Source organism: Bryobacter aggregatus MPL3, from assembly GCF_000702445.1.
Classification (GTDB): Bacteria; Acidobacteriota; Terriglobia; order Bryobacterales; family Bryobacteraceae; genus Bryobacter; species Bryobacter aggregatus.
On record NZ_JNIF01000003.1, the window covers coordinates 600,171 to 614,668 of the forward strand.

General features: G+C 58.1%; 11 protein-coding genes. 8 read left to right on the forward strand and 3 right to left on the reverse strand.

Translation table 11 applies throughout. From position 1 onward, the window contains the following. Positions 1-22 precede the first annotated feature (22 nt). The gene (locus M017_RS0103220; RefSeq protein ID WP_031495745.1) at positions 23-334 is read left to right on the forward strand and encodes a DUF5658 family protein; all 312 of its coding nucleotides are present in this window, start codon (positions 23-25) and stop codon (positions 332-334) included. A 17-nt stretch (positions 335-351) separates the two neighbouring features. Here the strand turns inward: M017_RS0103220 and lexA are convergent, their stop codons facing one another. Together lexA and M017_RS0103230 are read right to left on the reverse strand one after the other, a co-directional pair. Beyond that, positions 352-984, reverse strand: coding sequence for a transcriptional repressor LexA (gene lexA / locus M017_RS0103225; protein WP_031495746.1), 633 nt, complete (start codon positions 982-984; stop codon positions 352-354). 51 nt (positions 985-1,035) lie between these two features. Next, positions 1,036-2,160, reverse strand: coding sequence for a serine hydrolase domain-containing protein (locus M017_RS0103230; RefSeq protein WP_051669465.1), 1,125 nt, complete (start codon positions 2,158-2,160; stop codon positions 1,036-1,038). An 88-nt stretch (positions 2,161-2,248) separates the two neighbouring features. Here M017_RS0103230 and M017_RS26210 point away from each other — a divergent pair, with 88 nt between their 5' ends. From M017_RS26210 to M017_RS0103245, 3 genes are all read left to right on the forward strand, one after another. Continuing rightward, entirely contained in the window at positions 2,249-3,916 is a 1,668-nt protein-coding gene (locus M017_RS26210; protein WP_155121207.1) for a hypothetical protein, read from the forward strand. A 12-nt stretch (positions 3,917-3,928) separates the two neighbouring features. Then, the gene (locus M017_RS0103240) at positions 3,929-4,927 is read left to right on the forward strand and encodes a cytochrome D1 domain-containing protein (protein ID WP_031495748.1); all 999 of its coding nucleotides are present in this window, start codon (positions 3,929-3,931) and stop codon (positions 4,925-4,927) included. Between the two features lie 345 nt (positions 4,928-5,272). Next, positions 5,273-6,178 (forward strand): TraB/GumN family protein, encoded by a 906-nt coding sequence (locus tag M017_RS0103245; protein WP_155121208.1) that lies wholly within the window; start codon positions 5,273-5,275, stop codon positions 6,176-6,178. A gap of 79 nt (positions 6,179-6,257) precedes the next feature. On the opposite strand, the gene M017_RS0103250 is transcribed toward M017_RS0103245, so the two are convergent. Beyond that, complete coding sequence (locus M017_RS0103250; RefSeq protein ID WP_238325795.1) at positions 6,258-10,016, reverse strand: TonB-dependent receptor; 3,759 nt, start codon at positions 10,014-10,016, stop codon at positions 6,258-6,260. 99 nt (positions 10,017-10,115) lie between these two features. On the opposite strand from M017_RS0103250, the gene M017_RS0103255 reads away from it, so the two are divergent. The 4 genes from M017_RS0103255 (at position 10,116) to M017_RS28490 (ending at position 14,478) form a co-directional block, all read left to right on the forward strand. Continuing rightward, positions 10,116-10,892 carry an SDR family NAD(P)-dependent oxidoreductase gene (locus tag M017_RS0103255; RefSeq protein ID WP_031495753.1) on the forward strand — a complete coding sequence of 259 codons (777 nt, stop codon included), beginning with the start codon at positions 10,116-10,118 and terminating at the stop codon, positions 10,890-10,892. Next, positions 10,874-11,788, forward strand: coding sequence for an RluA family pseudouridine synthase (locus M017_RS0103260; protein ID WP_051669466.1), 915 nt, complete (start codon positions 10,874-10,876; stop codon positions 11,786-11,788). Before M017_RS0103255 ends, M017_RS0103260 begins: the two co-directional genes overlap by 19 nt. Before the next feature lie 9 nt (positions 11,789-11,797). After that, a complete protein-coding gene (locus M017_RS0103265; protein ID WP_080507472.1) occupies positions 11,798-12,700 on the forward strand; it encodes a VWA domain-containing protein in 903 nt (300 codons plus the stop codon). Between the two features lie 1,002 nt (positions 12,701-13,702). Further along, a protein-coding gene (locus tag M017_RS28490) for an IS5 family transposase (protein ID WP_202901601.1) occupies positions 13,703-14,478 on the forward strand; the annotation gives its coding sequence in 2 pieces (ribosomal slippage) (positions 13,703-14,042 and positions 14,042-14,478; 777 coding nt in all). Positions 14,479-14,498 lie beyond the last annotated feature (20 nt).

Below are 14,498 nucleotides of genomic sequence, written 5' to 3' on the forward strand. Positions count from 1 at the left end.
CCATCAGGAAAACGGCCAGAGAATGGTTCCCACACACACCCTATTCCAGAGCGGAAGCTTCGTTCAATTCGCATATTTGCAGGCGCTCGACCTGTTAAGCACGACAGCGTTTCTACTCAATGGAGTTGCGGAAGCAAACCCCATGGTCCGCTGGTCGATGGCTGTTGCCCCCAACCCGATCGGTGGGCTGATCGCGATCAAAATCGCGGCGCTGGGGCTCGCATTCTGGTGCCTCCGCATGGGCAGGGATCGGTTGCTCTTCAAGATCAACATCTTCTTCGCAGGACTTGTAGCCTGGAATCTGATCTGCCTGATCATTTCAAGCCACCGCTAAGATAGCTTATCGCAGGCCTAGTATTTCCGAAGCACGGCGAGGACCCTGCCCTGGACATGAACGCTGTCCTGGGAAACACGGATCGGCTCCATCGTCGCATTGGCAGGCTGGAGCCGGATGACCTCTCCTGCTTCCCGGTAGAAACGCTTCAGCGTCGTTTCCATGCCATCCACCAGAGCCACGACGATGTCGCCATCGCGCACCTGGTTTACCTTTTCCACCAGAACAAAATCGCCGCTGCAGATGTGGTCTTCGATCATCGAATCGCCACGCACTTCTAGTGCGTAGGTGCTCGCATCGCCCATGAAATCGCGAAACGCAAGGGTTTCCGGATTCGAAACGCTCTCGACAGGCATCCCGGCGGCAATGCGGCCCAATAGCGGCACTTCCAGCTCCGTCGGACGCGGCGTCCCGGAATAGCTCCGCCGTTCTTCAAGAAATTTGGAAGCGATCTCCAACGAACGGCTCTGATTGAAGCCGCGCTTCAGATAGCCTTTTGTTTCCAGCGAATGGATATGCTTATGCACCGTAGCCAACGACGTCAGATCCATTCCGGAGGCGATCTCCTCATAGCTGGGCGAATAGCCATTCTTCTCGATAAAAGTAGCCAGAAAATCGAGCAGATCTTTTTGACGACGGGTCAGAGCCATACCGGCATTATAGGCGAAGAAAGTACGAATTTCAACGCCGATTCTTCGCTTTTAATTCGCCGAGGCGGAACTCATCGCAATGAAATTCGCTTTCGCCTCGCTAGCGCCCGATCCGCCCTGCACCAGAAACACTCCCACCAGTCCTTTGCTGGGATCGACCCAGCCATGCGTCCCGAAAGCACCGCCATGTCCGAAAGTCCCCTCGGACCACAGCATCGCCGCTCCAGCCGGATCCCGCACCACTTCCCAGGTGAGTCCGAATCCGGTGCCCGGATTGTGCCCGGCCTTCAGATCGCCCGTCTGGACAATGGTCATCGCATGGATACTCGCCTTCGACAGCAGCCGCTTGCCACCCCAGACGCCGCCATTCAGCATCATCTGGTAGAAGTGCGACAAGTCCTCGGCCGTCGAGTACAGACCAAATTCCGGGGCAGAATAGGTCGCGCCGGCCCTCATCTCGCGCGAATCGCCACCCAGCGTCGTATGCGGGCAGGGAGACAACTTGCCTTCCTTCGAGCAATAGTTCACGACAATGCGATCCTTCTTGTCAGCAGGCGGGAAGTAAAAGCTGTCTTTCATCCCCAGCGGCTGCAGCAGACGCTTGGCCACAAAGTCTTCGTACTTCATGCCACTCCGTACCTCCACCAGCCGGCCGAGCGTAGCAAGCGCCATGTTCGAGTACACCCACTTCGTGCCCGGCTCCTGCAGCAAGGGCACCGTCGCATAGAACTTCACCGCATCGGCAAGCGTCGTTTTCATCGAGTACTGCCATTCCTTGCGCTCGCCCGGCGGGTCGGCAGCCATCCCGGAGGTATGCGTCATGAGGTGGCGCACCAGCACGCCCGGTTTGTCGGCAAATTCCGGCAGATACTTCGCCACCGGATCATTCAGATTCAGCTTGCCTTCCTCCACCATCATCATCGCGGCCACTCCGGTCAGCGGCTTGGTCATCGACATGATCTGGAAAATCGAATCCTTGCGCATCGGCTTCTTGTTTTCGATATCGGCCAGGCCAGTTGTCTCAAAATGAACGGGTTGCCCCTTTTCGAGCACCAGGGTTACCGTCCCGCTGATCCCGCCGCGATCGACATGGCTCTGCATCCTGGGCTTGATATTGGCCAACGTATTGAGGTCAGCGGCCTGCATCGCCGCAAGAAAAACGAGAGTTTGGAGCATAACTAGGGTGCCGGACCCATCAAGATATCACGCCGAGACAGGATAAGAGAATCTTCATCCGCGGTGTAGCCTAGTGTGTAGACTCCGAATGAATAGACGTAATGCCCTTCTCACGCTAGGGGCCGCCCCCCTGGCCGCGCAAAGCACCACGCAAACAACAGACGACAAACTGATGCAACTCGTACTCGACCGCAGTGCAAAAGGCATCGAGTCCCTGCTGAAGAATCAAATTACAGACCCGGCCAGTCCCTGGCAAGGCATGCTCCTCAATGTTTACGGCGTTCCCGTCGTCATCAGCATGGCCAGCATGCTCGACTTTGTCACCGCCGCGCTGGTCCACCCCAAGAGCAAGTACTATCGCAACGCAGAAGTGATGAGCCGCCTGAAGCTGGCCGCCGCCGGGCTGAAGCGCGACCAAAGTCCTGCCGGATACATCAACAATCTCGACACGAATTTCAATTCGCCGCCCGACACCGCCTTCGCCGTCCAAGCTGCGGCCCAAGGCCTCATGGTGGCGAAGAAAATGGGCGATCGCGAAGTCTACTCAGTCGTCGAGCCCTTCGTAAAATCCGCCTCGGACGGCCTCGCCGTCGGCGGCATTCATACTCCCAATCACCGTTGGGTCCTCTGCGGCGCACTTGCCCTCGCCAATCAGAGCCTCCCCAATGCGGCCTATACCAAGCGCATCGACCAGTGGCTCGCCGAAGGCATCGACATCGATGAGGATGGCCAATACACGGAACGCTCGATGGGCACCTACAATACCATCGTCGACTCCGCGCTCATCCACGTCGCCGAGTATCACAACCGTCCGGAACTCTTTGAGCACGTCCGCGCGAATTTGAACTCGCTGCTGTACATGATCAACCCCAACGGCGAGATTGTCACCGACTTCTCCCGCCGCCAGGACCAGTTCACCCGCGCCACTCCAGCCGGCTACTACTTCCCGCTGCAAGTGATGGCGATTCGCGACAAGAACCCCGTCTTCGGCGGTCTCGCCGCCCAGTACCGCGAGACCGGACTCTCGCTCAGCCACGCCATCCTGCGTCCCGAGTTCCTCAAACCGCTGGCCACCGCGCCCGTCCCCACCAACTACCGCAAGGATTTCACGCACAACCACGTCACGCGCATCCGCCGCGGCAACCAGGCAGCAACGGTGTTCTACAACGGCGGCAGCCGCATCATGAACATGAACAAGGGGGAGATCGCCGTCACCGCCGTCCGCTTCATCAGCGCCTTCTTCGGCAAGGCCCAGTTCAAGCCGCAGGACTTCAAGGTCACCAAGGAAGGCATCTTCATGTCGCAGAAGCTGGAAGGCCCTTACTACCAGCCCTTCACGCCGACGCGCAAGATCGACAGCGAAATGTGGGATTCGACGCAGAAGCAGAGGCCCCGCACCGAGATCTCCACCTTTGAGCAAAGCGCCTATCTCACCGAAGCCGAAGGCGGCTACGACCTGCGCATCCGCAGCTCTGGCACGGCCAAGGTACCGATCACCATTGAGATCGCGCTCCGCGAAGGCGGCAAACTCGAAGGCGTCACGCCGGTCCCCAACGCTCCGCCCGATTCCTACCTCATCGCGGGCCAGGAAGCCACTTACCGTGTGGGCAACGATGTCCTCAAGATCAGCCCAGGAGCCACCGCGCATCATTGGACCTCGAACATCCGGTATATTGATCCCAAGATCCCGGGCCCAACCATTTACCTGACGGGTTTCTCGCCCTTTGATCACACCATTCACTTCCGCTTCGCCTAAGGCCATCGATTTATGAAAGCTCTTCGTCACACCGCCCTCGCACTGAGCCTGCTCAGTTCCGCCGCATTCTCCGCGCCTCCGGAAGGAGGCGTGCTGCTGGTGGCCAACAAGGGCGACCAGACTCTCGGCATCATCGACCCCGCCGCCGGCAAGCAAGTGGCCACCGTCGCCGAAAACGGCATCACGGGCCATGAGGTGATCGCCTCACCCGACGGTAAGTTCGCCTATGTGCCCATCTACGGCAACTCCGGCGTCGGCAAGCCTGGCACCGACGGCAAGAACATGATCGTCGTCGACATTGCCACGCGCAAGATCGTCGGCAATCTCGATTTCGGCAAGGGCCTGCGGCCGCATTGCCCGATCATCGGCCCCAAGGACGGTCTGCTCTACGTCACCACCGAGAATGAAAATACGATCTCGGTGATCGACCCTAAAACACTGAAAATCGTCGGCACCATCCCCACCGGACAGAAGGAATCGCACATGCTCGCCTTGTCCAACAACGGCAAGCGCGGCTACACGGCCAACGTCGGTCCGGGGACGGTTTCGGTACTCGACACGATCTCGCGCAAGCTGATCACGACGATTCCGATATCGACCAACACGCAGCGCATCTCGATCTCGGTCGACGACAAGTACGTCTTCACCGCAGACCAGACCACGCCGCGCCTGGCCGTGATCGATACAGCAACCAACAAGGTGACTAAATGGATCACGCTGCCCGAATCAGGCTACGGCACCGCGCCAACCCCCGATGGCAAGTTCCTGGTGGTTGCGGTACCCAAGGCAAACCAGGTCGCCATTGTCGACCTGGCGCAGATGAAGGTCACCAAGACCATTGACCTGCCCTCGATTCCGCAGATGGCGGTAGTACGTCCTGACGGTAAGTATGCCTACGTGTCCTGCGACGTCAGCGGCAAGGTCGCGGCCATCCGCACTTCCGATTGGAAAGTGGAGAAGCTGATCGACGCGGGTAAGTCCGCAGACGGGCTCGCTTGGGCCGGTCGCTAGGTCGACGCTACGTGGAAACAAAGGGGGAGGCCTTGAAGGCCTCCCCCTTTTCTATTGGTGTTTGTGTAGGGATGGATGTGTTCGGAAGCCCACTCGAACAGCGCGGAAAAGGCTCACGATTTGCCGAGTAAGTGACAGAGGGCCAGCTCTAGAACGCGGTAGCTGAGAAAACCGTAAGATTTTTTCATCGTGACTTTCCTCCGTCTAAACTAAAAACCTGTGGACGTTTCCATGTCATTCAGATCAGTTGCCGCAAAGATAAGGATGGTCGTCACAGTAGCCGCCCTCCTTACACTCGGCCTTACAAATAGTCATGCGCAGTCGACCAAGAGCCCACTGCAAACGGTGCAGCTACCCGACGAATCCGCAGGAATTGACGGGATTGCCCGGACACTGGTTGCCGCCTTCGATCAAGCCGACATTGTCGCCTTAGGCGAGGCACACCAGCGGAAACTGGATTCCGATCTGCGAATCGCTATGGTTCGCAGTCCCGCCTTCGCGAGGAAGGTGCGGTCGATCGTGATCGAGTGCGGCAGTACTTCCGAGCAGTCGACTCTGGACCGTTATATTCGGGGTGAGAACATCTCCCTGGCCCAACTGGCGCAGGTCTGGAAGACCACAACCCAGGCGGCCAACGGATTCTGCGGCTCGCCGGTTTACCTGGACTTCTTGACCGCCGTCCGCGACGTCAATTCGAAGCTGCCTGGCGATGCGCAAGTTCGCGTCTTCGGGGGGGACCCCGGCCCAGGAGATACCCGTAGCCGGGAAACCGCCGCCGTCTCCATCCTGAAGGAACAGGTGCTTCAGAAGCATGGGAAAGCCTTGGTTGTTTATGGTGCCGCGCACTTCTATCGGAACCTGACCAAGGATTACCTTTCCAGCATGGGCGACGACATCGGTATCGCGAGGATGCTGGATATCGACTATCCCGGTCGAACCTTCGTGGTGATTCCAGTGGGTGCTCTCGATCGTCCGCCGGCCGTCAAAGTGGACCTTGATCCTGACTATCAAAAGTTCGACCGTGCCTTGAAGACGCAGGTGCGTCCGGTACTTGTGCCTCTCCAACGCCTGCCCTACCGGGACTTCACCGCTGAAGAGTTTCTTGGCCGCACGGTGACCACCTGCCGCGGCCCGGGCGGCTGCAGGAGCGTATTCAAGGGCAGCACGCTTACTCTCGGCCAAATGGCCGACGCGTGCGTTTATGTTGGCGGGAGCACCGAGGTGGATACGAAAGCAAAGCCAGGTCGTTAGAGGATAACTCGCGATCAACGGCAAAACAAAAACAGCCACCCCTCACGGAGTGGCTGTCTTGCTTGGGCTGCAGACGGAACTAGAAGTTCAGCTTCAGCGCCAACTGGATCACGCGCCAGCTTTCGCCGTTCTGATTTGTCGTCGACGAACTTGCCGTCGACATCGTTACGCAGCAGGTCTGACCGAAGAGCGTCGAATTGATCGCCGGAGTTCCCGTCGAAGCATCCCGCGGATTGCGGAAGTTCGGATGGTTCAGAGCATTGAAAGCCTCTGCCCGGAAGGTCAGCTTCACGCGCTCATTGACGATGAAGCCTTTCGACAAACCAAGGTCAAGATTCCAATACTGCGGCCCCTGGAAAACATTGCGTCCGATTCCCAGTTCTCCCGGCCCCGGAACCACAAACTGCGAAGCATTGGCGAACATCACCGGACCAAGAACACCAGACTTATTCTGCAACTTGGCTTGCGGGTAAGAGGTCACCCCCGGCGCCAGAGCCGCGCGGCTCTGCGACGTGGCATTCGCCGTCAGCACACCGGAACGAACCGTGAACGGCTCACCGGACTGGTAGGTAAAGATCGCGTTCAGGCTCCATCCCCCGGCCACCAGTTGCGTCACGCGGCCCGCATTCCCAAGCAACATCTTGCCTTTGCCCAACGGCAGCTCATAGATGCCACTCATGTTGATGACGTGGCGCTGATCGAAGTCCGAGCGGCCCCGTTCGTTATCGTAGTTGCGGCTATCGGCTGGCGTACGCGCATTGGTTGAGGTCAAGCCGCCACCCGCCGATACTGCCACCGGATCAATCGAAAGGTTATCGATCGATTTCGACAGCGTGTAGGAGCCGCCCAGCAATACGCCAGCGGCATCAAAGCGCTTGCGGAAGGTCGCTTGGAAGGAGTGATAGATCGAATCGGCGCCGTTATCAAGATACAGCGCCTGCCAGAACTGCTGGTTCGGCCGCAGACGCGCCGCGTTGGTCGTCTGTTCGATGCGGTTTGCCATCGAACCGGCAGCATTCTGCGTGATCGACAACTCCGAAGCGCTCGTAGCTGAGTTGGCAAAAGCGCTCGTGATGATGCCCTGTTGGATCAGAGGAACGGCGCTTGCCCCGATGCAGGGAGACCCGCTTGCCATCGTGCCATCGGCGCGGCAACCACTGATCGACAGATTCTTCTGCATCGCAAGAAAACTCGGCAGAATCGGCTCCGCATTCACCTGGTTCGCATCATAGCTGCGATACAGGCGCGTCCCGCGACGTCCGACATAACCGATGCTTCCGACATAGCCCTTGCCGATCTCCCGCTGGATGGTCAGATTCCACATGTGGACGGTGGGTAACTTCAGATTCTGATCAAAGACACGAGCCGCCGGGGCCACGTTGTAGGTGCTGATGCTCGGAGTGAGCTGGCTGCTCGGCTTTGCCGTTGGAACACTCAGCGCGTTAGGGAAGCCATCCCCCAGACGCAGATCGGGTACCGAGCCGCAACCGGGAGTGCTCGCGCCGCCCACAGTCGCCACACAAGAGAAGGTCTGCCCAGGAACCGCTGTCGCGATCGAGGTGGCCTGGAACGTGTTAATTGGGTCGAAGGCCTGCGAGTATCCCGCACGCACCACCATCTTGTTGGAGCCGCCCGGAGCCCAGGAGATCCCAAGCCGGGGAGCGAAGGCGCCCCAGTTGAAGTTCTGATACCAGCGGTCCGCATGCACAAAGCTGACCAGCCCTTGGCTCCCGTCAATGTTCTTGTTCGGAACATACACCCGGTTGCCCGCTTCGGTCGGCGGAGCATTGATCTCCCAACGCACGCCATAGCTGATGCTCAGATTACGCGTCGCGCGCCATTCGTCTTGCGCGAAGAAGTTGTACTGCTTGGTCCGCTGGCCCTGCGCCCACAGACTCACCGATTTCGGACCAGTCTGGAAAGGCAGGAAGGTATCGCTGCGCAAGTCTCCGATAAAGACATTCGACAACTGCGCCGGAATACCGAGAAGATCATTCACCGAACCCTGCAGCCGGTTGAAGTCTACCGAAGCGATCCCGGCGGCAGAAGCACCCGATAAAGCAGGCAGTGTGATCCCTGTCGGTGGACGAATCGTACGCGAAAGAGAAATCACCGGCACCAGCGAAGTCCCGCCGACATCGCCGCGCTGATCGTTGTGCTGATAGAAGCGGACATTGCCGCCAAACTTATACACATGCGCACCGTTGATGTAAGTCAGATTATTGACATACTGAATCGTATTCACGATACGGGCACTGCGCGGATTCGACGTATAGTCCACCGACGAGTTATTGAAAGTAAAACGGGGTGTGTTCGGGAACAGCGGATTCGCTTCGCCCTGCGTAAACAGGAAGTTGAAGCGCGAAAAGCCGACAGTAAACTCGTTCACCAGCCGTGGGCTGAGCGTGCTGCGAAGGCCGATCGCGATGTTATGCGCCGGACGAAACACTTCGCCGCGCGCCGGATAGCCCGGCAACACTTGCGGGCGTCCATTGAGCGGATCGCCATTCAGCGTATTCTGCTCGGCGCCCAGCCAACGGCCAAAGAGATTGTGACGGTCATTGATCGTATGATCGATGCGCGCCAGATACTGCGGGCCGCGAATCTTGAACGGTGTGTTCCAGCTATAAATCCCCAAATTCAGGCCATCGCCGGCAGCATAGGAATTCGGAGCCGGATAGCCGCCCAGCACACGCTTAACCGCCGAATCCATTCCTCCGTTCTGGAAAATGTTGAAGCTCGCCACGCAGTTAATGTCCGTGTTTGCCGCGCAGTTGCGCACGCCGGGAGCGAGAGCGCCGCTCCTCGGATCCACCAAGAGCGGGGTGTTCTGTGTAATCGTCGTCCCGTTCAACTGAAAGGGAGACCGCGGATCCACCACAAAATAGCGATAGTTCCCGGCCAAAGCAGTCGGTGAATACAAGTTGACCGTCGAACCCAAAACCTTATCGATCGGGTCGGCAAAGTTCACCTGTTGCCCCTGCCAGGAGCCGAAGAAGAAAGTTTTGTTCTTCCGGATCGGTCCGCCGAGTTCGAAGCCGTATTGGTTCATTTTGATGATCGGCTTCTCCTGTCCCTGCGCGCGGGCAAAGAACTCGTTCGCGTTCAGCGCTGTATTGCGAAAGAACTCAAACGCGGTGCCATGGAACTGATTGGTGCCGCTGCGCGTCGCCACAGAGATGTTGGCCCCCGAGTTGCGGCCCTCTTCCGCCGAAGGATTCGAGGTTGTGACCTTAAACTCCTGGACATTATCCGGGTTAATGCGAAAGATATTATTCGTTGGATTCGGGTAAGTGGATTCGTTCGCATCAATGCCGTCGATCGTGACATTGACAGCCGTGCCGCGCGAACCATTGACATTGACTTGATTCCCCGAACGCTGTACAACTCCCGGCTCGTACATGAGTAAATTGAGAGGATTGCGGCCATTCAACGGCAGCGATTCAATCGCTTTGCGCTCGACAACGTTGCCGATCACCGCATTATTGGTCTGAATGGTCTCCGCTCCGGCAACCACGTCGATGGACTCATTGGCTCCGCCCAATTCGAGTGTCGCGTTGACCGATGCGGGAGTATTAATCTGAAGTACAACTTGACTGACCGAGTATTTTTTAAAGCCCAAAGCTTCGACATGTAATGTGTAGCTTCCGGCGGGGATGGAAGGAAAAGTATAAAGCCCCGCGGCCGTAGTCGATTGTGTATACTTGACTCCGGTCGCTTCATTGACTGCATTGACAACTGCACCTGGAACGGTTGCGCCGGAAGAGTCCGTTACAGTGCCTCCGAGTTGCGTGGTAGAAGTCTGAGCAAAGATCACTGCGCTTAATGCAAGCAGCACAAAAAGCGACTGTAATGCTCGAAAACTCATAAAAAGGTTGAGCCCCCTGAAGTGTTGGAATTCCCTTAGGATAGCGCCCTCGCCGTCTACAATGGAGCCATGAGTGCTGAAACAACGGCAAAGGCAGCGATTGTCACAGGAGCGAGTAAGGGAATCGGCAAGTGCATTGCGATTGAACTGGCACGGGCAGGCTTCGATGTGGCGGTCAACTACAATACGGATCTCGCTGGCGCCCAGGACACGGTGTTTCAGATCGAAGAACTGGGCCGCAAAGCCGTCGCCATCCAGGCCAATGTCGGCGACACCGAAAGCGCCCGCGGTCTCTTCACCGCCTTTGACAAGCACTTCAAAGACCTCCACGTCGTCGTCGCCAACGCCGCCGTACAAACCTGGAGCCCGCTGCTCGATCTGCAGATTGAGGATTGGGATCGCGTCCTGAACACAAACCTGCGCGGCACCTTCATTTGCACGCAGGAAGGCGCTCGCCGCATGGTCGATAAAGGCCACGGCGGCAGCATTGTGACCATCGGGTCGGGCTGCAACAAGCTCGCGTTCCCCCGTCTGGTCGACTACACCGCCTCCAAAGGCGGCATCGAAATGTTCACCAAGGTTGCCGCCGTCGAGCTGGGCAAATACCAGATCCGCGTCAACTGCGTCGCCCCGGGCGCCACCGAGGTCGAGCGCACCAAGCACGAGACAGGCGACTACGCCGGCACCTGGGCACCCATCACCCCGCTCGGCCGCATTGGCATGCCTCTCGACATCGCCCGCGCCGTCTTGTTCTTCGCAGGCGACCAAAGCGAATTCGTCACCGGCCAGACCCTCACGGTCGATGGCGGCGTCACCGCCAAGCCCCAGTGGCCCTACGAGTTTTAGTGATCACCTTTGAAGGCGAACCGCAGCGCCTCGACATCTACCTGCAGACCCTCTTCCCGAAGTACAGCCGCAGCCGCTTGCAAGAGTGGATCAAGAAGGGCCGCGTCAAAATCAATGGCGAAGCGAGCAAGGCCTCGCACATCCTCAAGGGCGGCGAAATCATCGACGTCGAGCCAATGGAGTTGCGCGCCCTCAAGGCCAAGCCCGAGGATCTCCCCCTCGACATCCTCTACGAAGACAACGACCTCGTCGCCATCAACAAAGAAGCGGGCATGACCGTCCACGCCGGCGCCGGCTCCACCGAAGGCACCCTCGTCAACGCGCTGCTGCACCGCTTTGCCCGCCTCTCCCAGCTCGGCGGCGACCTGCGCCCCGGCATCGTCCACCGCCTCGACAAGTTCACCAGCGGCGTCATCCTCGTCGCCAAGCACGACGAATCCCATCGCAAACTGCAAGACCAGTTTGCCGCACGCCAGATCGACAAGACCTATGTCGCCCTCGTCGAGAACCTGATCGAGCGCGACGAAGGCACCGTCAACCGCCCCATTGGCCGCGATCCCTGGAAGCCCGTCCGCATGACAGCCATCCGCAAACCCGACAGCGACGAAGGCCGCGAGGCCATCACCCACTGGAAGGTCATGAAGCGCTACGAGCGCCACACCCTCGTCGAGGTAAAAATCGATACCGGCCGCACCCACCAGATCCGCGTCCACCTCGGCAGCCTCGGCCACAAGGTTGCTGGCGACACCCTCTACGGCGCCAGACCCCACGAAAGCGGCCGCTTTTTCCTCCACGCCTGGCGCATTGGCTTCACCCAACCCAGCACCGGCGAACACATCGAAATCGAAGCGCCTCTACCCGACGAACTCAAGGACTGGTTGCGCAGCTTACAATAGCGACTAGTAATGAACCGACGATTGTTCCTGGGTGCGGCTGCCGCTCCTCTTGCCGGGTTCGCGCAGAACCCCGATCCCGACCGCATCATCCTTGACGTATTCCGCGTCAACTTCCTCCTCACGGTCTCAGACCGCAAGGGCCGCTTCGTCATCAACCTGAACAAGGAAGACTTCGAGGTGCAAGAGGAAAAGAAGATGCAGAACATCCTCGAGTTCTACGCAGAAAGCAATCTGCCGCTCCGCCTCGGCATCCTGATCGACACCAGCAACAGCATCCGCGACCGCTTCCGCTTCCAGCAGGAAGCTGCCGTCGAGTTCGTCAACAGCGTCGTGCGTCCCAAGGAAGACCGCGCCATCGTCGTCAGCTTCGACAATCAGGTGGAGCTCAAGGCCGACCTCACCGGCGACGTCGAAAAGCTCTCCAACACCATTCGCGACATGCGTCCTGGCGGCGGCACCGCTTTGTTCGATGCCATCTTCTACGCCTGCAAGGACAAGCTGATGCAAGACCAGCCGCTGTTCAAGTTCCGCCGCGCCATGGTCGTCCTCAGCGACGGCGAAGACACGCAAAGCATCCGCACCCGCGAGCAGGCCATTGAGATGGCGCTCAAGGCCGACGTCGTCGTCTACACGATCTCCACCAACATCACCCGCATCCAGAGCGAAGGCGACAAGGTGCTGAAGCACATCAGCGAGCGCACCGGCGGCCAGACCTTCTTCCCCTTCCGGGCCAGCGACCTCACCCAGAGCTTCGAGAACATCGCCAACGAACTCCGCAGCCAGTACAACCTCCTGTACCGTCCCGAGCCGATCAAAACCGACGGACAATGGCACCCCGTCCAGATCCGCGTCAAAAACCGCAAGGATCTGATCATCCGCACCCGTCCCGGCTACTTCGCACCCAAAGCCTAGTCCTAAAACGCAAAAGAGCCGCCCGTAAGGGAGGCTCTTTTGTTTGGTCTAACTGAAAGCAATTGATGACCTATTCCGGCACAATAGGAAACAAGAGCAACGATCGGGGCACCGGAGCCTGGACGAGACCAGGCAATTCCGGTTCTCTACTTTTCTGGCGAGCATACGTTGTTCCAATTGGTGAAACTTCGATAGGAGACGGCTTCAGCACCGTACCGAACTACACTTCACAAGCTCATTTTCGTCAGGAGTTGACCCGAGATCCTTCGGGACCGAGCGATCCGAACAGCACCCTGTTTCAAGGCCGCCAGGTCTATGAAAGTACTGGTGGCAGGTGGGGGTACCGACACCTGCCACACAAAAGCAGGCTCCTCATATCCGGGACCACCTTTCACTTCGGTAGCAGGCGGCGTCTGGAATGTTGGGTACGTCGGCATGTACCAAAAGAATACTTGGGGCTGGGATTCGATTGGTTGGACTGATGCAAGCATCAATTGGTTTAGAACCAACATACCTACTTTGCTTCCATGCCAAACAACTATCCACCAAGAAATGAAGATCGTTGTGAACGGTGCGTCAAACGGATCTGTAGTCTACAAGGCAAATGCAATCGTCGTTCAAGTCGGGACAACTTCCCTTGCGGTGACTCGCAATGGGGTTACTCAAAATAAATAGGAGACACTGTCTATGAAAACCTTATTACGTTGCTATGCCACAATGTCACTGGCACTACTCTCGGCGTACGCGCAGGACGCGACCGTCTCGATCAATGGTCCTCGCACTCTAATGATTGCTCTCCTGGAAATCCAGAAAACAACAGGTACTCCAATCAGCTATGAGGAGCCGCCGTATGAAAATTCGGCAGACGTCATTAGAACAACGCCCACTTCGCATCCAGGCTTACGTGAGATACTGATCGCACGCACTAGAAGCGGTCTCATAAACCACAAGCGGGCGGAATATGAGAATCTGGAAGAGCTCTGGTGAATTGCGCGGAAGTGTATGCGCGGACGATGGGATTTAAAAGACGACCAATGGGAAGTTGTGGAGCCGGTGCTGCGCCCGCAGCGTCGGGCGGATAACCGTGGCAGGCCGTGGCACGATACTCGATGCGTGTTGAACGGGGTGATGTGGGTTTTAGGGAGTGGGGCGCAGTGGCGTGAACTGCCGGAAAGATATCCGCCGTACCAGACCTGTCACCGACGTTTTCAACAGTGGGTGCGAAGCGGAAAGCTGGAAGAGACGCTGAGAGTGTTGGCCCACTACTTACATGAGCGAGGTCAGTTGAATCTGGAAGAAGCGTTCGTCGATGCCACATTCGCGAGCGCAAAAAAGGGGGCCTCGCCGTTGGTCCCACCCGCCGCGGCAAGGGCACGAAGATCATCGCTATCGCCGCTGGTAACAGTCTTCCTCTCGCCGTTGCTGTCGACAGCGCTTCGCCAGCCGAGTGCCAGCTTGTGGAAGACGTTTTGGCCGGAAGCTTCCTCAACGACCTGCCCAAGCGGCTCATCGGAGACAAAGCCTACGACTCGGACAAGCTCGACGAAAAACTTGCCGAAGAGTACGGCATCGAAATGATCGCGCCGAATCGGCGCAACCGGGGCAAGACTCAGGATGGTCGTCCGCTGCGCCGTTACCGTAGGCGCTGGCGCGTCGAACGACTATTTGCGTGGCTTCATCACTTTCGACGCTTGGTCAATCGTTGGGAATATCACGTCGAAAACTTCCTCGGCTTCGTTCGCCTCGGTTGCTTACAACTCTTACTCAGACGTTTATGAGACCGCTTCTAGTCCAATCC

Excerpts from the sequence above, each read along its gene's own strand:
- M017_RS0103230 (WP_051669465.1), bottom strand. The coding sequence starts at position 2,160 with ATGCTCCAAACTCTCGTTTTTCTTGCGGCGATGCAGGCCGCTGACCTC.
- M017_RS0103255 (WP_031495753.1), top strand. The coding sequence starts at position 10,116 with ATGAGTGCTGAAACAACGGCAAAGGCAGCGATTGTCACAGGAGCGAGT.
- M017_RS26210 (WP_155121207.1), top strand. The coding sequence starts at position 2,249 with ATGAATAGACGTAATGCCCTTCTCACGCTAGGGGCCGCCCCCCTGGCC.
- M017_RS0103240 (WP_031495748.1), top strand. The coding sequence starts at position 3,929 with ATGAAAGCTCTTCGTCACACCGCCCTCGCACTGAGCCTGCTCAGTTCC.
- lexA (WP_031495746.1), bottom strand. The coding sequence starts at position 984 with ATGGCTCTGACCCGTCGTCAAAAAGATCTGCTCGATTTTCTGGCTACT.
- M017_RS0103220 (WP_031495745.1), top strand. The coding sequence starts at position 23 with ATGGTTCCCACACACACCCTATTCCAGAGCGGAAGCTTCGTTCAATTC.
- M017_RS0103265 (WP_080507472.1), top strand. The coding sequence starts at position 11,798 with ATGAACCGACGATTGTTCCTGGGTGCGGCTGCCGCTCCTCTTGCCGGG.